Origin of the sequence: Micromonospora sp. NPDC049107, from assembly GCF_040648595.1 — a bacterium.
Classification (GTDB): domain Bacteria; phylum Actinomycetota; class Actinomycetes; order Mycobacteriales; family Micromonosporaceae; genus Micromonospora.
Window position 1 is genome coordinate 71,051 of the sequence record NZ_JBEZEC010000004.1, and the last position, 18,684, is coordinate 89,734.

Annotated in this window: 21 protein-coding genes; 18 read left to right on the plus strand and 3 right to left on the minus strand. The window is 71.2% G+C overall.

Annotation, left to right across the window (positions count from 1 at the left end):
• Positions 1 to 206: 206 nt before the first annotated feature.
• The 5 genes from AB0B55_RS11450 (at position 207) to AB0B55_RS11470 (ending at position 6,108) form a co-directional block, all read left to right on the plus strand.
• Entirely contained in the window at positions 207 to 944 is a 738-nt protein-coding gene (locus AB0B55_RS11450; RefSeq protein WP_357131969.1) for an SDR family oxidoreductase, read from the plus strand.
• 24 nt (positions 945 to 968) lie between these two features.
• The gene (locus AB0B55_RS11455; protein ID WP_357171637.1) at positions 969 to 1,271 is read left to right on the plus strand and encodes a hypothetical protein; all 303 of its coding nucleotides are present in this window, start codon (positions 969 to 971) and stop codon (positions 1,269 to 1,271) included.
• A 176-nt stretch (positions 1,272 to 1,447) separates the two neighbouring features.
• On the plus strand, positions 1,448 to 2,218 hold the full coding sequence (locus AB0B55_RS11460; RefSeq protein WP_357131975.1) for an IclR family transcriptional regulator: 771 nt from the start codon (positions 1,448 to 1,450) through the stop codon (positions 2,216 to 2,218).
• Positions 2,219 to 2,659: 441 nt separating this feature from the next.
• Complete coding sequence (locus tag AB0B55_RS11465) at positions 2,660 to 4,090, plus strand: extracellular solute-binding protein (protein WP_357171639.1); 1,431 nt, start codon at positions 2,660 to 2,662, stop codon at positions 4,088 to 4,090.
• A gap of 101 nt (positions 4,091 to 4,191) precedes the next feature.
• Positions 4,192 to 6,108 (plus strand): ABC transporter permease subunit, encoded by a 1,917-nt coding sequence (locus AB0B55_RS11470; protein ID WP_357131981.1) that lies wholly within the window; start codon positions 4,192 to 4,194, stop codon positions 6,106 to 6,108.
• A 10-nt stretch (positions 6,109 to 6,118) separates the two neighbouring features.
• On the opposite strand, the gene AB0B55_RS11475 is transcribed toward AB0B55_RS11470, so the two are convergent.
• Positions 6,119 to 7,018: a CDP-diacylglycerol diphosphatase gene (locus AB0B55_RS11475; protein ID WP_357171640.1), complete on the minus strand. Its 900-nt coding sequence runs from the start codon at positions 7,016 to 7,018 to the stop codon at positions 6,119 to 6,121.
• A 191-nt stretch (positions 7,019 to 7,209) separates the two neighbouring features.
• Positions 7,210 to 8,007, minus strand: a complete 798-nt coding sequence (locus tag AB0B55_RS11480; RefSeq protein WP_357171641.1) for an SAM-dependent methyltransferase — start codon at positions 8,005 to 8,007, stop codon at positions 7,210 to 7,212.
• Between the two features lie 143 nt (positions 8,008 to 8,150).
• On the opposite strand from AB0B55_RS11480, the gene AB0B55_RS11485 reads away from it, so the two are divergent.
• Together AB0B55_RS11485 and AB0B55_RS11490 are read left to right on the plus strand one after the other, a co-directional pair.
• Positions 8,151 to 8,645, plus strand: coding sequence for a hypothetical protein (locus AB0B55_RS11485; protein ID WP_357171642.1), 495 nt, complete (start codon positions 8,151 to 8,153; stop codon positions 8,643 to 8,645).
• A gap of 101 nt (positions 8,646 to 8,746) precedes the next feature.
• The gene (locus AB0B55_RS11490) at positions 8,747 to 9,373 is read left to right on the plus strand and encodes a phosphatase PAP2 family protein (protein ID WP_357131993.1); all 627 of its coding nucleotides are present in this window, start codon (positions 8,747 to 8,749) and stop codon (positions 9,371 to 9,373) included.
• 3 nt (positions 9,374 to 9,376) lie between these two features.
• Here the strand turns inward: AB0B55_RS11490 and AB0B55_RS11495 are convergent, their stop codons facing one another.
• On the minus strand, positions 9,377 to 10,126 hold the full coding sequence (locus tag AB0B55_RS11495; RefSeq protein ID WP_357171822.1) for an A24 family peptidase: 750 nt from the start codon (positions 10,124 to 10,126) through the stop codon (positions 9,377 to 9,379).
• A 722-nt stretch (positions 10,127 to 10,848) separates the two neighbouring features.
• Between AB0B55_RS11495 and AB0B55_RS11500 the strand changes: the two genes are divergently transcribed.
• Genes AB0B55_RS11500 through AB0B55_RS11550 form a run of 11 tightly spaced genes read left to right on the plus strand, consistent with a single transcriptional unit; the run spans position 10,849 to position 18,671 of the window.
• Positions 10,849 to 11,325, plus strand: coding sequence for a hypothetical protein (locus AB0B55_RS11500; RefSeq protein ID WP_357132252.1), 477 nt, complete (start codon positions 10,849 to 10,851; stop codon positions 11,323 to 11,325).
• Positions 11,326 to 11,357: 32 nt separating this feature from the next.
• Positions 11,358 to 12,236, plus strand: a complete 879-nt coding sequence (locus tag AB0B55_RS11505; protein ID WP_357171823.1) for a hypothetical protein — start codon at positions 11,358 to 11,360, stop codon at positions 12,234 to 12,236.
• A gap of 46 nt (positions 12,237 to 12,282) precedes the next feature.
• The gene (locus tag AB0B55_RS11510) at positions 12,283 to 12,942 is read left to right on the plus strand and encodes an SAF domain-containing protein (protein WP_355048367.1); all 660 of its coding nucleotides are present in this window, start codon (positions 12,283 to 12,285) and stop codon (positions 12,940 to 12,942) included.
• A 2-nt stretch (positions 12,943 to 12,944) separates the two neighbouring features.
• The gene (locus tag AB0B55_RS11515) at positions 12,945 to 13,745 is read left to right on the plus strand and encodes a ParA family protein (RefSeq protein ID WP_357131996.1); all 801 of its coding nucleotides are present in this window, start codon (positions 12,945 to 12,947) and stop codon (positions 13,743 to 13,745) included.
• Positions 13,735 to 15,270, plus strand: coding sequence for a CpaF/VirB11 family protein (locus tag AB0B55_RS11520; protein ID WP_357171644.1), 1,536 nt, complete (start codon positions 13,735 to 13,737; stop codon positions 15,268 to 15,270). The genes AB0B55_RS11515 and AB0B55_RS11520 overlap by 11 nt, the downstream gene beginning before the upstream one ends.
• Before the next feature lie 4 nt (positions 15,271 to 15,274).
• Positions 15,275 to 16,177, plus strand: coding sequence for a type II secretion system F family protein (locus tag AB0B55_RS11525; protein ID WP_357132002.1), 903 nt, complete (start codon positions 15,275 to 15,277; stop codon positions 16,175 to 16,177).
• A 37-nt stretch (positions 16,178 to 16,214) separates the two neighbouring features.
• Positions 16,215 to 17,084, plus strand: coding sequence for a type II secretion system F family protein (locus AB0B55_RS11530; RefSeq protein ID WP_357171824.1), 870 nt, complete (start codon positions 16,215 to 16,217; stop codon positions 17,082 to 17,084).
• 24 nt (positions 17,085 to 17,108) lie between these two features.
• On the plus strand, positions 17,109 to 17,312 hold the full coding sequence (locus AB0B55_RS11535) for a hypothetical protein (protein ID WP_357132005.1): 204 nt from the start codon (positions 17,109 to 17,111) through the stop codon (positions 17,310 to 17,312).
• A gap of 5 nt (positions 17,313 to 17,317) precedes the next feature.
• Complete coding sequence (locus tag AB0B55_RS11540) at positions 17,318 to 17,764, plus strand: TadE family protein (RefSeq protein WP_357171646.1); 447 nt, start codon at positions 17,318 to 17,320, stop codon at positions 17,762 to 17,764.
• Positions 17,761 to 18,228 carry a TadE/TadG family type IV pilus assembly protein gene (locus AB0B55_RS11545; RefSeq protein ID WP_357132011.1) on the plus strand — a complete coding sequence of 156 codons (468 nt, stop codon included), beginning with the start codon at positions 17,761 to 17,763 and terminating at the stop codon, positions 18,226 to 18,228. The genes AB0B55_RS11540 and AB0B55_RS11545 overlap by 4 nt, the downstream gene beginning before the upstream one ends.
• The gene (locus AB0B55_RS11550) at positions 18,225 to 18,671 is read left to right on the plus strand and encodes a pilus assembly protein TadG-related protein (protein WP_357132014.1); all 447 of its coding nucleotides are present in this window, start codon (positions 18,225 to 18,227) and stop codon (positions 18,669 to 18,671) included. Before AB0B55_RS11545 ends, AB0B55_RS11550 begins: the two co-directional genes overlap by 4 nt.
• Positions 18,672 to 18,684: the final 13 nt, after the last annotated feature.

Here is an 18,684-nt window from a genome sequence, read left to right on the forward strand (position 1 = left end):
GCCGCCGGCTTCGCGGGGCCGGTCGCCGCGCCGTACAGCTTCCGGCCGAGGGCGTACGGGACAGAGCGGACCGAAGTTGAACGAGGACGTATGCGCCGCCGAGGTGTCGCGCACCCAGGAAGCCACACCCTTCCGGGGGTCGTGCACGGGCCGCATCGTTGAGCAGCGGCGCTCGGCCGCAGGTCCGAAGCACGACGGGGGAAGCAATGGCAGACAGCACCGACTCGAAGATCATCCTCATCACCGGGGCCAGCAGCGGCATCGGCGCGGCGACGGCTCGCCGACTGGCCGCCGACGGCCATCACGTCGTGCTGGGCGCCCGGCGGGTGGACCGGCTCGCCGCGCTCGTCGACGAGCTGCGCGCTGCCGGTGGCGCAGCCGACCACCACGAGCTGGACGTGACGAGCCGGGACAGCATGCTCTCCTTCGTCAAGGCCGCTCACGATCGGCACGGCCGCGTCGACGTACTGATCAACAACGCCGGCGTGATGGCCCTCTCCACCCTCGACGCGCTGCGGGTGCACGAGTGGGAGCAGATGGTCGAGGTGAACCTGCTCGGCACCCTCTACGGCATCGCCGCCGCGTTGCCACTGATGCGGGCGCGCGGTACGGGACACATCATCAACATCGGTTCGACAGCGGCGTACCGCGTCGACGCGACGGCGGCCGTCTACTGCGCCACCAAGTACGCGGTCCGGGCCCTCACCGAGGGGCTACGCCAGGAGAGCCGGGACGTCCGGGTGACGCTGGTGAGCCCCGGCTACACCCACTCGGAGCTCACCGAGCACGGCGGCTCCCCCGAGGTGCGCGCCGCCGTCCACGCGGCGGCCCAGGAACTGGGGATGCCGGCCTCGGCGGTCGCCGACGCCATCGCCTACGCGATCGCCCAGCCGGACAGCGTCGACGTCAACGACATCACCATGCGATCCACCGTGCAGGGCTGAGCGCACACCACGAGGAGGGCACCCATGAGCGAAGCGCTCGAGATGACCACGTTCCGGCTCGTCGCCGGCCTCACCGGCGCCGACTTCGTCGACGCCAACGAGGACATCAACGAGTACCTGCGACGGCAGCCCGGCTTCCGGTGGCGTCGGATCATGCAGGCCGACGACGGCACCATCACCGACATCGTCGCGTGGGACTCGGCCGCCGACGGCCGGCGCAGCGCCTCGGAGATCATGACCGAGATGGCCGGCTCCCCGGTGCACGCCACCATCGACCAGGCCACGGTCGACTTCCGGATCGTCCCGGTGCTGCAACACACCAGCTGACATCGACACCTGACGCCACCTTCCGGAAGTGCGCCGCGGCGCGCCCGGAAGGTGGTGCCTGCCGTCCCCGCCTGGTCCGGAGCCTGGCGCGGACGGCTCACGTGGCTATCCTCTTCAGGTGCTGGTCCGTGTGGAGATCGTTGACGCGGGTCCGGCATTTCGAAGGGACTAGCGACATGGCCCGTGTGGTACCGGCAGTTATCCGCGCACTCGACGTCCTCGAACTGTTCCTGGACTGCCCCCAACTGTCGGCCCGCCAGGTGATGGAGCGGCTCGACCTGCCGCGCACGACCGTCCACGAGCTGCTCGTGACGCTCGAGGCTCGCTCGTACCTGATCTCCGTGCCGGGTCAACCGGTGCAGTATCGGCTCGGGATGCCGCTGTTCCAGCTGGGCGCGGCGTTCGCGGGTCGGCTCGATCTGGTACGCGAGGCGCAGGGTGTCGCGCGGGACGTGGCCGCCGCCTGTGACGAGGCGGTTCACGTGGCGGTGCTGGACGGCGCGGATGTCGTCTACCTCGTCAAGTTCGACAGCATCCACCCCGTTCGGATGGTGTCCGGAGTCGGGTTGCGGCTGCCCGCCCACTGCACGGCGGTCGGCAAGGTGCTGCTGTCGGCCCTCGATCCGGAGGACTTGGACGCGGTCCTGTTGAAGGATCCCCTGCCGGGCATGACGTCGGACAGCATCACCGACCCGGACCTCCTGCGGGCGCATCTCGACCAGGTCCGGGCGGAGGGCGTCGCGGTCGACGTCGGCGAGTCGGACAGCGCGATGCGCTGCGTCGCGGCGGCGATCCGGGATCACTCCGGGGCCGTCATCGCCGCGATGAGCCTGTCCGCGCCGATCATCCGGTGGACGCCGCAGGTGCAGGTGGAGTGGACCGGGTTGGTTCGCGAGGGCGCGGCAGCGCTGTCGACGCGCATGGGCTATCGGGCCCAGTCCCGGTAGCAAACCTCCCGCTTTCGGTTCGAAACAGCATCGAAACATTGACATCGGTGACCGGGCTGCTCTAGCGTCGCACCACTCGATGCGGTATATCGAACCTAGTTCGAAATCTCGAACGGCGGTGGTCTCGTGACACGACCGAACCGGAACGTCAGCGCCCCTGTCTCGACCCTGTCGCCGACCGCCTCGACCACGTCGCGCCATCCGAGGTGCGGCACCCGACAGATCTCGGGTGGCTCGGACGGAGCACGCGTGAGCGGACGTCCCGCGGCGGCCGGCTGGCCCGCTCGCCGTGACGGCGACCGACGAGCGAACTGATCTCGACAGGCGACCCTCCGTGGTCGCCACCACAGAAGCCCAACTGGAAACACGACGATCGCGGCGTTCGCCGGGTACGCCTTCGGCGTGCGGCCGTGCGCGGCGAGATGAAGGAGGCGGGTGTCCATGGAGGACAAATCGGGTTGGTCTCGACGCGGCGTGCTGGGGATGGGGGTGGGAGTGCTCGGCGCGGCGGGTCTGGCCGCGTGTGGGGGCACCTCCGAATCGCCGACCAAGGTGCAGGCCGAGGTTCCGCAGGAGCTGATCGACGCCGCCGCGTCGATGAAGGGCTCCTCGATGGGGATGTTGTCGCAGAAGCTGTACTCGACGGCGGCGAACGACGCCCTCGACAGCTCGATCAAGAAGTTCGCCGACACCACCGGCACCAAGATCGAGAACAGCCTTGTGCAGGCCGACGCGGGCGACGTGGTCGCCAAGATCGATGCCGAGGTCAAGGGCGGGGTGGCTCGTGACCTGGCGTTCATGACCGACTCCCGGTTCGTCGCGCAGTTCCAGGCGCTGGGCGACCTGGAGGACGTCACGGACGTCGTCCAGGCGCTGACCGCCAAGTACGGCGAGCCGTGCGCGGAGGCCAAGAACTACTGCGTCTTCGACGGCAAGTGGTTCGCGATCCCGTACCACTTCATCGGGATCGGGTCGTTCCTGCGCAAGGACTGGATGCAGGACAAGGGCATCACGCCCAAAGACATCTACAGCTGGGAGGAGCTGCGGGACGTCTGCCTGGAGATCTCCGATCCCGGCAAGCGCCGGTTCGGCTGGGGCATGACGATCAACCGGTCCGGCGACGCCAACGGCATGATCGAGGCGCTGATCAACGCGTACGGCGGGTCGATCGCCTCCAACGACGGCCGCAAGGTCACGTTCGAGTCGCCGGAGACGGTGCAGGCGGTGACCTTCCTCGGCGACATCTACACGAACTCCAAGTACAAGCCGATGCTGCCGCCGGGAATCGCGAGCTGGACCGACACCAGCAACAACGAGAACTGGCTCGCCGGCATCCTCGGCTACACCCGCAACCAGTTCAGCGTCTACGCGGACTCGCGGACCAAGAAGAACCCGGTGCACGCCAACACCCACGTGTTCTCCGACTGCATCGGACCGGCCACCAACAACCCCCTGCTGCTCGGCCAGTCACAGGGCTTCGTCATCTTCAAGGGCGCCAAGAACCCCGCGCTCGCCAAGCTCCTGGCGCAGTACCTGGTCAGCGCGCCCGCGCTGCTCGGAGTGGCGAAGGAGGCACCCGGTCTGGTGATGCCCGCCTGGGAGAAGGTCTGGGACGCGGACCCGTTCTTCACCAGCGGCGACCCGGCGTTCCCCATGCTGCGCAAGATCACCCAGTTGCAGCTGCCGTTGAACACGAAGAACGGCCTGACCTTCCCGCAGAAGGCCAGCGCCGGCCAGCAGGCCGTCGGCTCGGCCTACGTTCTCACCGACATGATGCAGCAGGTCGTGCAGGGCACCGCGCCCGCGCAGGCCGTCAAGGCGGCCCACACGAAGATGGTGCAGATCTTCAACCAGCAGGGGCTGCCGCAGTGAGGACGCTCCGTCCCGCGCGGGTCCCGGCGGCGAGGGCTTCCTCGCCGCCGGGATCCGGCTCCCTCACGCCGACCCAGCGCCGGCTGGGTCGTGACTGGCGAATGGCGGCGCTATTCCTGACGCCGATGGCCGTGCTGGTCGGCGGCCTTGTGCTCGTACCGATCGCCCGATCGATCGTCACCAGCACCACCGAACGGCACGGGCAGGAGTCCGTGTTCGTCGGCCTGGACAACTATCTGCACCTCGTCGGCGACGACCAGTTCCACACGGGCGTGGTGAACTCGTTCGTCTTCACCGCGTACGCCGAGATCTTCAAGGTCGTGCTCGGGCTGGCCGCGGCCCTGCTGCTGCACCACCGACGCCGCGGGCGGGCGGTGCTGGCGGGGTTGCTCCTGGTGCCGTGGGTGGTGCCGACCGTGGTGACCGCGTTCAGCTGGCGCGCGCTGCTCGACCCGATCTTCGGCAGCGTCAACAACCTGCTCACCGCCACCGGAATCGGGCCGCTGCTGGTCGACCTGCACCTGGTGGACAGCTGGCCGGCGGGCTGGCTGTCCGACCCGTCGCTGGCGATGCCGTCGGTCATCATGGTGAACGTCTGGAAGGGGGTGCCCTTCTTCACCGTGTGCTTCCTCGCCGGCCTGAAGGCCATCCCGGCCGACCTGTACGAGGCGGCGACCATCGACGGCGCGTCGGCGTGGCAGCGGTTCGCCAACGTGACGCTGCCCGGCCTGCGCCACGTGATCACCGTGACGGTGACCCTGTCGTCGATCTGGACGTTCAACAACTTCGACCTGGTCTGGCTGCTCACCCAGGGTGGTCCGGGTGACGTGACCGCGCCGTACGTGCTCGTCGCGTACTCGAAGGCGATCCTGCAGTTGCAGTACGGCGCGGGCGCGGCGGTCACGCTCGTCATGCTGCCGGTCATCGGCGGGCTGGTGTTCTTCCTGGTCCGGCTGCTGCGCCAGGATTCGGGGGCGAAACTGCCCCGGGCACGACGCGCGACGCTGCGGGTCGGTACGCGGGCGCGCAAGGCCCTGCCGTGGGTGATCACCGCGGTGGTCACCGGGCTGCTGATCTGGGCGTCGCCGGAGATCTTCTGGAAGGCGGCGGTGATCCTCGGGGTGATCCTGCTGATCGCGGCGGCGGTGGGCCGGGTGGTGTCGACCCTCCAGTCGCGCGGCGGTCGCCGGGCATCCTCGGCGGTGTCGGGCTTCGGCTCCTGGGTCGCGCTCGCCGGGCTGCTCTTCTTCGTGCTCGGTCCGCTGTACTGGATCGGCGTCACGGCCTTCAAGTCCGAGGGCCAGGTCGTCATGCGTACGGACGACCTGTGGCCGACGCCGTGGACCACGGAGCAGTTCACCGGGCTCTTCGCCAACCAGCCGTTCGGTCGCTGGTACCTCAACACCCTGCTGGTGTCCGCGGCGTCCACGGCGGTGGCGCTGGTCTGCGCCGCTCTCGCGGGTTACGCGCTGGCCCGGCTGCGGTTCCGTGGCGCGCAGGGGTTCACCGTCACCGTGCTGCTCACCTACGTGATGCCGGGCGCGCTGCTGTTCATCCCGCTCTACCAGATGCTCATCGGCGTGCGACTCACCGACTCGTTGTGGTCGCTGGTCGTGACGTACCCGACGTTCACACTTCCGTTCGCCACGTGGCTGCTGGTCGGCTACTTCTCCTCGATCCCCGTGGAGCTGGAGGAGGCCGCGCTCGTCGACGGCTGCACCCGCCTACAGGCGTTCGGCCGGGTGGTGTTGCCGCTGGCCAAGCCCGGACTGCTGGCGGTCGCCCTCTTCACCCTGACCAACGCCTGGAACGAGTTCCTCTTCGCCTTCGTGTTCATCACGAAGGACGAGTACAAGACGTTGCCGGTGGGGATGCAGTCGATGATCGCCGGAGATGTCGTACCGCAGGGACAGCTCGCCGCGGCCTCGCTGCTCGTCAGCATCCCCGTGGTGATCATGTACGCGCTCGGGCAGCGCTTCCTGACCGAAGGGCTCACCGCCGGGGCGGTGAAGGGCTGACCGGCGGAAATCAGGTGTACGCGAGCAGGAAGTCGACGGTGCCCGTACCGCCGGGCTGGCCCTGCGGGGTCTGGAGTGCGGGCTCGCTGTTGATGACGTAGAACCCGCCGTTGCCGACCAGGCGAGGGGTGACCGCCATCGCCTGGTTGGCCATGTTCGCCCCGGTCGGGCGTACGACGAAGTCGCGCAGCAGCGTGAACAGGTTGTCGTTCAGATTCGACACGTGCAGCACGCGGTAGGAGCGGGGGGCCGGGGCGCCCCCGCTCGTCAGGCCCCAGATCGGGACGATCTGGTTCCGCCAGTTCGCCGGGTTGTTGCTGATCACGTTGTCGTACGAGTTGAGCTGGGTCTGAATTCCACTGTGGATGCCGGCCAGGTGGATGTGCAGTTGGTCCTGCTGGCGGGCGTCGGCCGAGTTGATCCCGAGCCCGATGTGCGGGTACACCACGTGCGAGGGCTGCCCGGGCTGCGCGTTGATCCAGGCGTCCAACCAGTAGTTCGGCGCGGCGGCGGTGGCGATGAACGGGCACTCGATGCCCTTCACCCGGCAGGTCGGCACGAGCAGATAGTTGTGGGTGTTCGGCGGCGCGCCGTTGAGCACCACGTAGGTGGACGTGGTGCGCAGGCAGTTGGTCGGCGGTGAGGTCCGTGTACCCAGGCAGACCTGGACCCGGTCCCAGAGGTCGAACCGGCCGCCGGTGTCGGTGGGATAGCCGCACAGCGCCGACGGCGTCGGGCAGGCCGTGCCACCCGGGTTCGGCGGTGGCGGGGGTTGGGGTGTGCCGTCACCACCGTCGGCCATTCCGCCGTCCGCCCCGGCCAGGGTGAGAAGCCCGCCCGCGCTGACGGCCCCGGACAACTTGACGAACTGCCGTCGGGCCATCTGATCGATCCGTCTGCTGCCGCTCATCGCCACTCTCCACCCAGGCCGGTCCGAGGACGCTGCCCGACCCGAAGTCCCTGGTCAGGGTTCGGACGGGAAGGTTGGAACGTGCCGAGATTAGGACAAACATTCACACCTCAGAGGGTCGCCGACGGCGGAGTCCCCTGATCGTGTCCTGACCACTCCCCCCGGGGCCGGCCGCCGAAGGCGAGAGCGGGTCAGCGGCGGACGCCGACCCCGGCGTACCCGTGCGATTCCACGACCTCGGACTCCCCGTCCGGCCGCCACCGGGTGGTCTCCACCAGACCGGGCTCCACCAGGTCGTACCCGGCGAAGAAGCGCAGCGTCTCGGCGTGCGTGCGGGGCACCAGCGGCGCGCTGCTGTTGCGGTACACGGCCTGACCGCGCTCGGCCAACTCTGCCGGGATGCCGTCCAGCGTCAGGTGCGACAACGCCAGGTGGCTGCCGGGCACGGTCGCGTCGCGCAGCCGGGCGACGGCCCCCCACGGGTCGTCCCCGTCCGGAACGAAGTGCAGCACCGCGAGCAGCAGCACGGCCACCGGGCGGTCCAGGTCGAGCGTGCCCCGCACGCCCGGGTCGGCCAGCAGGTCGTCGGGCCGTCGCAGGTCACCCTGCACGACGGCGGTGCCGGGCACGTCCGTCAACAACCGCCTGGCGTACGCGACGGCCACCTCGTCGTAGTCCACGTAGACCACCCGGGCGTCCGGCGTCACCGCACGCACCACCTCGTGCACCGTGCCCTGGGTGGGGAGCCCCGCGCCGATGTCCAGGAACTGGTGTACGCCCTGCCCGACGGCGTACCGGACGGCCCGGCGCAGGAACTGTCTGTTCATCTGGGCGGCCGCCGCGGTGTCCGGGAAGATCTCCAGCACCCGCTGGGCGGCGGCCCGATCGGCGGCGAAGTTGTTGCTGCCACCCAGGAAGTAGTCGTACATCCGGGCGACGTTGGGGCGGGCGGTGACGTCGGTGGTGTCGGGTGCCGGCTGCTCGGTCACGAGGGATCCCTTCGACGCACGGTCGGATCTCGATGTGTAGCAGCTGAGCCGACGACCCGCCGCCCCCTCGTGTCGTTGATCCGGCTGCACCCCTGGTCAGCGCCGACCACGGTGGGGGCACCCACTCACGAGGAGGGACGCCGATGACCAGTCAACGGGAGACCGTACGGGTCGAGAAAGACCTGTTCCGCGCCGTGTACGACTCGCCCGCGTCACTGCCCGGCCGACACCGGTGGACCACGCCGGAGTCGGATGTCCGGCGTCTGGAGAAGCTGCTGGGTATGCCGACGCGCACCATCGGCGCCCCGCTCTGGGTCAGCGGCGACGAGCCGGACTGCCCGAAGTGCGGCCGGCGGATCACCTGGTACGACATCGTCTCCTCGGCGGTCACCGGACTGCACGACAAGGGCATGATCGCCGAGGTCATCCTCGGCGACCACAAGTACGTCAACACCGAGGTCCCGGACGCCATCGCGGGGGTGCACTGCGCCGACTGCCACACCGCCATTGAGGGCCTGCGCAGCTTCAAGTGCCACAACTGGGCGTACGCCTTCGAGGCGCTGGAGGCCGCCCGGGAGCGCATGGCCGGCGGCCCCGGCCCGACCCAGCGCGTGGCCGAGGGACCCGCGTCGACCTGAGCCCCGGTCAGCCGATCGCGCGCTGGACCCACCTGCCCCACGTTCGCGTTTCCAAGATGTCTCCAAGGTGAACGCGGTATGAACGTGTGGAGAGGTGATTCATGGCCGACAACGGCAGTACGGACGTCCCAGAGATCAGCGCCGAGTGGTACCGCGACATCGTCGATGCCGCCGCCGGCACCCCGCACCCGGTGCAGTGGTTCGTCGGGCACGCCACCGAGGGGGTGATCCTGCTCCTCGGCGCGCTCCTGGTGGTGGCCGCGCTGCGCCGACTGGCCGGCGGCCCGCACGACCGGGCACTCGCCCTCGTCGCGCCGCTGCCGACTCTCCTGGCGTACGCGGGCAGCGAATTGCTCAAGACCGTGGTGGACGAGGACCGGCCGTGTCGGACAGTGGGCCGGGCCATCATCGCCGGCACCTGCCCACCGCCGGGTGACTACTCGTTCCCGAGCAACCACGCCACCCTCGCCGGCGCGCTGGCGGTCACCACGCTGCTGCTCTCCCGGCGGCTCGGGCTGCTCGCCCTGCCGCTGGCCCTGCTGGCCGCGTTCTCCCGGGTCTTCGTGGGCGTGCACTACCCGCACGACGTGGCCGCGGGCCTGCTGCTCGGCGCCCTGGTCGCCCTCGTCGCGACCCCGCTGCTGGCCCGCCCGGCCGCCGAGGCGCTACGTCGCCGCACCGACGCCCGCCGTCGAATACCCGACCTGGCCGGCCGACCCCGCCCGTAACCCTCAGGTCGCCAGGAGGGCGCCCGCCGTGCCGAGGAGCAGGAACGGGCCGAACGGCAGGTGGGTGGTCCAGCGGACCCGTCGGGCCACCAGCAGCCCCAGGCTCACCAGCGCGGACAGCCCGAACGTGAGCAGCAGCCCGAGCACGAGGACGGGCCACCCGTACCAGCCGAGCAGCGCGCCCACGCCGAGCGCCAACTTGGCGTCGCCCAGCCCGAAGCCGCGGCGACCGAGCAGCAACGTGCTGGCGGCGAAGAACAGGGCCAGACTCGTACCGGCGGCGACGGCCCGCACCCACGGACCCGCCCCGGCGCCGGCCAGCGCCGCCACGCCGAGCAGCAGCCAGGTTCCGCCAGCGGCGGGCAGGGTGAGCCGGTCGGGTAGCCGGTGCACGGCCAGGTCGACGAAGACCGCCGGTAGCGTCCAGCCCAGCCACCAGGCCAGGGCCGGCAACGCGCCCAGCGGCGGGCCGACGAGCACGAGCAGCGCCACGGCGGCCAGGGCCGCCACCTCGATCGTGCCGGGCGGCGGCCCGACCCGGGCGCGGCACCGACCACACCGGGCCGCCGGACCGAGCGCGGGCCACGGCCTGGTCAGGCTGATCGCGGCCCCGCAGGCGTCGCACCCGGTCCGGCTGGCGGCGTCCGAGGGTACGGCGTGACGCACGACGGCCAACCGCGCCAGCGGGGTGACGAGCAGGGCTGCCAGCACGGGTGCGAGCCGGAGACGACGGGTACCCGGCACCGGCCCCACCTCGCTGACCGCAGGACCGCCGGAGGCGGACGGTTGGTCGGTCGGTTCGGCCGTCAGCGCCACGTCGACCCCGCCGAACGTCGCGCGACCGCCCCGAAAGGTGAACACGGATCGTGACTGAACGTTCGCTCGGGTGTAGCGGATGGCGCGGAAAGCGACGTCCCCCACCGACTCCGTCCGCCCCGGATCGGCCCGCACGATGTGCGGTCGCCGCCGAGCCGCGACGCTGGCCACATGCCGGCTTCCGGTTGCGATGTCCCATTCTCGTAAGGGGCGTAGGGGTCAGGACGGATCGGCCCGCGCCAACGAGGCCGGGCCATTGGCGACCCCTCGACCGACAGCCATCCGAAGCGCCGCACGGACACCTGCCACCACCACCCATCATCACTCAGAGTGTTCGCATGAATTGCCTCTGTTGCATCGGCGAGCGTGAGCTTATGCTCGCCCCTTGAGTGTGACGCAAGCCTCACATCGATGATCGGACAACACAGGACCTCGCATTTGTAGAAGATCCGCAACGGTGAATGCAGAAGCGCCAATGAACGGCCGGATGAAGTGATCCGGGCGCGCTTTCGCATGCTCGACACCGGCGCTTCGTCGCCACGTCGGGCTGTCACGAGGAGGGTTCGGCGGTGGTCGGACGGCAGTTCAGGCGAGCAACAACCTGCCTGCTGGCGATCGTGGCGACGGTGGCGGCCACCGCCTGCGGCAGCGGGCCGGAGGTGGTCGACCGCCCGACGTCGGAGCGTGCCGACGGGGTACGGGCAGATTCGGATGTCGAACGCGGGGCCGCCGAAAAGGCGGCGCTCGAGGCGTACTCCGGATATCTCGCGGCCTCGCGCACGGCGAGTGGGCGCGGCGATCCGCACGCGCCGGAACTGTCCAGATTTCTCGCTGATCCACTGCTGACCCGGGTGCAATTGTCCATTCGCGACGCTAAGGAGCACGGCGCGATGCGTACCGGGACCTTGCGATCCGATCCCACCGTGATCGCCGTCGACCTCGACTCGGACCCGGCCACCGTGGAGATCCAGGACTGCCTGGACGCGACCGGCTACCGGCTCGTCTACACGAAGGACCAACGGGTGGTGCCGGGCAGCGGCGGCGGCAAGCACCTGGCGACCGCCACCGCCACCCGCTATCCGGACGGCCGCTGGCTGATCAGCTCCGGCGTCGCGCACCAGGACCAGCCGTGCTGAGCCGCCGGCTCCTCGCCGGGGTCGGTGTGGCGATGCTGCTGGTGGTCGGCACGACCCTGCCGGCCTCCGCCGCCCGCCGTGCGGGCCCGGGGGTGGAGTGCCCGCCCGGCCAACCGGACTGCAACGTCTGGGACGACGAGCCGGGCCACCCCGGCGACCCGGGGGGCGGCGGGGACAACGGCGGCGGAGACTCCGGCGGCGGCGGGGGTGGCGGCGTCTGCCAGTGGGGCGGCCGGACGATCCCCTGCTACGACGACCTGCTGGGTTGGTTCAACAACGGCGACGGCTGCTACTACAAGCTCGCCGTGCCGCAACCGTCGGCACCCGAGGGCCAGCAGTGGTACGTCCAGACCTGCAACGGCGGCGACCTCGGCGCGCAGCGAACCTTGCCGCTCGACGGGCCGCCGGCCGGCTTCGGCGCTCCGCCGGACCCGGAGGAGCTGGCCCGCCGGGCGCTCGCGTCGATCAAGCTGCTGCCGGCGCGGCTCAAGGTCGCCCCCCGCAAGGACATCGGCCCCGGCCTGGTCGGCCTGCCGGTCTGGATGTGGGCCACCCCGAGCGCCAGCTACTTCGGGCCGCTGAACGCCTCCGCGACCGACCGTGGGCTGACCGTCTCGATCGAGGCGAAAGTCAACCGGATCGTCTGGAGCATGGGCAACGGCGACACGGTCACCTGCACCAAGCCCGGCACCCCGTACGACCCGAAGGGCAAGCGCGCCGGCCGCACCTCGCCGGACTGCGGCTACGACCACGGCTACCCGAAGGCGGGCACCTACCGGGTGGGTGCCACCACGTACTGGACGGTCCGCTGGTGGACCGACAACGGCGTGGAGGGCGACCCGATCGCGCAGACCCGGACCAGCGGCACCGTGCCGGTACAGATCAGGGAGCTCCAGGTGGTGACCAGGTGAGTGACCCGGTTCTGCGAGCACCCCAGCCACGAATGGAGATCGAACGGTGAGTGTGGCGACGCGTAACGCGACCGGACCGGTGGACGCGCCGGTCAGCCCGCCCAAGGTGGTCCGGCAGCGCCGCGTCCGTCCAGGCTTGCTGGGTCTCGCCGTACTCCTGATCGCCCTCGGTGGGCTGGGGGCCGCGTTCGCGGTCACCTCGGTCCGGGCCACCGGCAGCTACCTCGCGGTGGCCCGACCGGTGGAGGTGGGCCGGGAGGTCACCGCCGCCGACCTGATCACCGTGCAGGTCGCCGGCGGCCAGGGGCTACGCCCCGTGCCGGCGGGCCGGCTGGACGAGGTGGTCGGCAAGCGGGCCGCCGTGGCGCTGGTGCCGGGCACCCTGCTCACCCTCGGGCAGGTGACCGACGACCCGCTGCTCGGCCCGGGGCAGCAGCAGATCGCGCTCGGCCTGAAGACCGCCCAGGTGCCCGCCCGCGCGCTGCACCCCGGCGACAAGGTGCTGCTGGTCAGCACCCCGGACGACGACGCCACCGGGGCGGCCGCCACGGCGGGCACCCGGTTCACGGCCACCGTCATCGACATGGTCAGCCCGACGGACGACGAGAAGGTGCTGTACCTGGCGCTCCTCATCCGGGACGTACCCGCCGTGGTGGCGCTCGCCGCCCAGGAGCGGGTCGCCGTCGTGCTGATCGAGGCGGCCTGACCATGGCGATCATCGCGTTGGTGTCCGCGAAGGGTTCGCCCGGCGTGACCACCTCGGCGTTGGCCTGCGCCCTGACCTGGCACCGCCGGCTGGTCCTCGCCGAGTGCGACCCGGCAGGCGGGTCGATCCTCGCCGGCTATCTGGGCGGCCAGTTGGACGGTCCGCGCGGCATCGGGGAGTTGGCCGTCGGCGAGCTGCGCGACGGCAACCTGGAGACCGCGTTCTGGTCCCAGTTGGTCGACCTGGACGCGCCGCGCCGGGAACGGCTGCTGCTGCCCGGTCTGGTCGACCCGACGCAGGCCGGCAGCGTCACCCCGCTCTGGCAGCGCTTCGCCGACTACTTCAACGCCCTGGACCGGGGCACACCCGGCTACGACGTGCTCGTCGACTGCGGCCGACTGCACGTGAACGGCCCACCGTGGCCACTGCTGCGGGCCGCCTCGGTGGTGCTGCTGGTGACCCGGGCGAACCTGCCCGACCTGTCCGGGACGCGGGCGGTGGTCACCACGATCGAGCGGGACTTCGCCGAGCACCGGGTACCGCCGGGCACCCTGCGGCTGCTGCTGGTCGGCGACGGGCACGGGCGCGCCGAGATCAGTCGCGGGCTGAGGCTGCCGGTGATCGCCCGGCTGCCGCACGACCCGCGTACCGCGGGGGTGCTCGGCCTCGGTGGGACCGTGCGGGCCGGACGGCCGCTGCTGCGCGCGGCGACCGCGCTGGAGGTGCCGGTCGGGGCGCTGCTGGAACGGCGACGCGCCCGGCTGGCCTGGCCGGTACAGCAGGGGGTGCCGGATGCGGTTTGAACCCGTCTCGGCCGACCCCCGCCAGCAGCCGCCGGGCGCGACGTCCACCGCGCCACCGCTGACCCCCGCGAACGGCCGGCACCACCACGTGCCGCCGATGCCGCAGCCGACGCCCACGCCGCCGCCCGAGACGGCCCCTCGACCCCGGATGGACTTCCAGGTGGTCCGGGAGCTGCGCCGGGAACTCACCGAACGACTCACCCTGTGGCAGCGCGGCCGGGAGTTCACCGCCGACGAGGAGGACACCGAGCGGGCGCGGCTGGCCGTCCAGGTGGTCGCCGAGTACGCCGACGCGGTCCGCCGGGCCGGCACGCCGATGGCCGCCGGCGAGGAGCGTCTGCTGCTCGACCAGGTGACCGCCGAGCTGGTCGGACTCGGCCGGCTACAGACCCTGCTGGTCGACGACACCATCGAGGAGGTGCACATCCTCGGCTGCGACCAGGTGCGCATCACCCGACACGGCGGCGGGGTGGACTGGGGCGAGCCGATCGCCGACAGCGACGCCGAACTGGTCGAGATCCTCCAGGCGGCGGCGCGGCGGGCCGGCGCGACCGAGCGGTCCCTGTCCACCGTGAAGCCCACCCTCGACCTGCAACTGCCCGACGGCAGCCGGTTGGCGGCGGTGTTCCTGGTCAGCCACCGCCCGTACGCGGTGATCCGCAAGCACAACACCCTGGACGTGAGCCTCGACGACGTCGCCGGTAGCCGGGGCGACCTGGACGAGATGATCGACCCGCTGCTGCGTGACTTCCTGCGCGCGGCGATGCGCGCCGGGTTGAACATCATGGTCGCCGGGCTGGCCGGCGCCGGAAAGACCACAATCATCCGGGCCTTGATGAACGAGATCCCGCCCGACGAGCCGTACGTGCTGCTGGAGGAGAGCCGGGAACTGCTGCCGGCGCGCCGCCGCGAACGGCACCGGGCGGTGATGAGCTTCGAGGCGCGGGAAGGGCACGGCGAGCGCGGCTTCGACGGCCGTCCGGCGGGCGAGGTGACGATCGCCGACCTGATCCCGCTGTCGCTGCGGATGGGCGTCCTGCGGATCATCGTGGGCGAGGTGCGGTCCCGCGAGATCGTGCCGATGCTCCAGGCGATGACCACCAGCCGGGGCTCGATGTGCACGATCCACGCCCGTACGGCCGCCGGTGTCGGCGAGCGGATCGTCGAGTTGGCGTTGGCGCACGGCCGCGAGATGACCGTCGACCAGGCACGTCGGATGGCCGGCAACGCCCTCGACCTGATCGTCTACGTCACCGTCGAGGACGAGAGCGCGATCGGCGGACGTAAGCACCGGTTCGTCTCGCACGTGGAAGAGGTGATCGGGGCCGGCGAGGCCGGACGGATCACCACCACCACCGTCTTCGGTCCCGGTCCGGACGGCCGCGCGGTCCCCCGGCACCTGCCGGAACGCGTCCGCGACCAGTTGCTCCGCGTGGGGTACGACTCCCGACTGCTGACCCGGTGGATCGAGGCCGGTACGGGCGCGTGGCGGCGGCCCCGACAGACCCGACTGGCCCGGCGGTGACCTGATGGGGAACAGCCTGGAGTTGATCGCGGTGGTCTCCGGGGCCGCCTGCGTGGCGGGGCTCCTGCTGGCGGTGGTCGCGCTGGTCGGCACCCGTCGACCCCCGGGCCCCGGCCCGGGAGCGGGGCCCGGCCTGAGTCGCCTCTGGCGGGGCTCCGGCGCCACGCCCGCCGAACGGCGGTCCTACCAGGCGCTGTTGCTCGCCGCGGTGGTCGCCGGGGCGTTGGCGTTCCTGCTGACCGGGCTACCGGTGGTGGGGCTGCTCGTGGCGGTGGCGGTACCCGGTACGCCGTGGCTGTTCGCGGTGGGCAAGGCCGAGCAGCGGGCGATCGCCCGGATCGAGGCCGTCGGCGAGTGGACCCGCCGGCTCAAGGACGTCTCCGGTACGGGCCAGGGCCTCCAACAGGCGATCATCAGCACGATCGGCAGCGTGCCACCCGGCATCGAGGACGAGGTACGACTGCTCGCCGCCCGGTTGCAGGCCGGCTGGCTGGCCCGCTCCGCGCTGCTGGCGTTCGCCGACGAGATCGGCGACCCGGTCTGCGACCAGGTGGTGGCGGCCCTGATCCTGCACCTCACCGACCGGGGCGAGCGGTTGGGCGACGTACTCGGCTCGATCGCCGGCGCGGCGTCCGCCGAGGTGGCGACCCGCCGGGAGATCGAGGCCAAGCGCACCCAGCCCCGGTTCGCGGTCCGGTTCCTGACCGGGATGACGCTGGCGACGCTGGCGTACGGCCTGATCAACACCGAGTACATCGAGCCGTACGGCACCCCGACCGGTCAGGTGGTGATGGCCGCGCTCGGCATCGCCTTCATCGGCCTGCTGGCCTGGGTCCGCTCGATGAGTCAGCCGCAGCGACCGGCCCGGTTCCTGCCGGCGCCCGACCCACAGGAGGTCGTCGCGTGAGCGCGAGCGCCACGGTGCCGGCAAGAGGCCCGCGATGATCGTCAACTGGCTCCTCGGCGTCGCCGTCACCGGCGGGGCGGCGATCGGGTTGGGCCTGTTCCTGGTGATCCGCGAGCTGGTGCCGGCCACTCCCGCGCTCGGCCCGGCGCTGCGCCGCCTGCACCAGCCGCCTGGTACCGGCCGGGCGGCCACTCCCGCCTCCCGGCGGTTGGACTGGCTCAGCGGGCTGTCCCGCTGGCTACGACCGCCGCACCGGCAGCTCGCCCTGATCGGCCAGACCCCCGAGCAGTACGCGCTGTCGGTGCTGCTGTCCGCGCTGATCGGACTGGCCACGCCGACCCTGCTCGGGGTGGCGCTGTTCGTCCTCGGCATCTCGCTGCCGCTGGTCGTACCGGTGCTCGGGGGCCTCGGCATGGCGTTCGTCGCCGGTCTGCTGGCGCACCGGTCGGTCCTGACCAAGGCGGACGCCGCCCGCGACGAGTTCCGCCAGGCCGTCTGCACGTACCTGGATCTGGTGGCGTTGCAGCTCTCCGCCGCGCACGGGCCCGTGCAGTCGTTGGAGCGGGCCGCGGCGGTCTGCGACGGCTGGGTGTTCGACCGCCTTCAGGAGGCGCTGCGGATCGCCCAGATGCAGATGCACGCCCCCTGGGACGAGCTGCGCGACCTCGCCGACAAGATCGGTATCCCGGAGTTGGGCGACGTCGGCGCGATCATGCGCTCCTCCGGCAGCGAGGGCGCGCAGGTGCACGAGACCCTGCGCAGCCGGGCCGACTCGCTACGCGACCAGATCCGCACCGACAACCTGGCCCGCGCCGAGGGCGTGACCAGCAAGCTCGACATTCCGGGCGCGCTCCTCGTCTTCGTGCTGCTCGGTTTCGTCGTCTACCCGTTCATCGCCCGTGTCTGATCCGACCCCGAGAAGGAGTACGCCATGTCCATCCTCACCTACCTGCACGTCGTGGTGACGACGCGCTTCGCCGAGCTACGCCGGGACGGCGAGCGGGGCGACAGCCCGGTACCGACCGCGGTGATCATCTTCGGCCTGGTCTTCGTGGCCACCATCGTCACCGGCCTGGCCCTCGGCAAGGCCAACGACTGGATGAAGGCCATCCCGGGCCACACGAACCCGAAGTAGCCGGCATGCGCCGAGTCACGTACCCGAGGTGGCGCCGGGCGGTTTCCGCTGCCCGGCGTCGTCTCGTGACCGGCGACCGGGAGGGGGGCGCGAATCCGGTGGAGCTGGCCGTGGTGATGCCGCTGATCCTGGTGCTGCTGTTCGCGTCGCTCCAGGTGGCGGCCGTCTTCCTGGCTCGTGCCACGGCGTTGAACGCCGCCCAGAGCGGGGTCAACGCCGAACGGCGGTACAACGCGTCCGACGGCGCCGGAGTAGCCAGCGCCAAGCAGTTCCTGTCCACCAGCGGTAGCTGGCTGCTGGGCTGGGACAAGGCCGGCGGTCCGAGCTGTGTGACCAGCGAGGTCGACGTGACCTGCACGGTCACCGGCCGGTCCCTGTCGGTCGTACCCGGCATGGACTTCGAGATCGGGCAGACCGCGCACGGGCCGGTGGAGCGGGTGACAGCGCCGTGAGCCGGACCACCGAGCGCGGCTCGGTCTCCATCGAGGTGGCGGTGCTCGCGCCCGCGTTCATCGCGCTGATGGTGCTGGCGGGCGTTGCCGGACGCAGCGCGGTGGCGGCGGAGGCTCTCGACGCCGCCGCGCACGACGCGGCCCGCGCCGCGTCGATCTCCCGCGACCCGACCGACGCGAAGGAACAGGCCCGCAAGGCAGCCCAGGAGCAGTTGGACTGGCACGGACTGGACTGCGGAGCCGCTCCGACCCTGACCTTCGGCGGCAGGGTCGGCAACAGCGACACCGGATTCGACGACGCCTACCGCAGCGCGCTCGGCCAGAACGCGACGGTCACCGTCACGGTCGAGTGCCGGGTGTCGTTCCGCGACCTACGGCTCAACGCCCTACCGGGCATGCCCACCGAGAACAAGATCGAGGCCAGTTTCACCTCGCCCCTGGACCGCTACCGGAGCCGACGATGAACCTCCGTACGCTCTCCGGCGACCACGGCCGGGTCAGCATCTTCCTGGCCGTGGCGATGATCGGCGTACTGGCCATCGTGGGGCTCTCGTTCGACGGCGCGGGCCAGCTCCGCACGCTGCAACGCGCCGACAACCTGGCCGCTGAGGCGGCCCGCGCGGGCGGGCAGGCCATCGACCGGGCCACCGCGATCGAGGGTGGGCCGACGCGGATCGACCAGCCGCAGGCCCGCGTGGCGGTCGCCGAATACCTCACCGCCGTCGGCTCCACCACCAGCCACACCGTGAGCTTCCCGCAGATCGCCGGGGAGGTCGTCGTCCGGGTACGCCTCACGATCACCTACCGCCGCTCGATGCTCGGCCTGTTCGGCTTCGCTGACCAGGTCACCATCACCGGAGAGGCGACCGCACGGGCCATCACCACAGCCCCACCCCCGGTCCCATAGGAAGGAAGGCAGC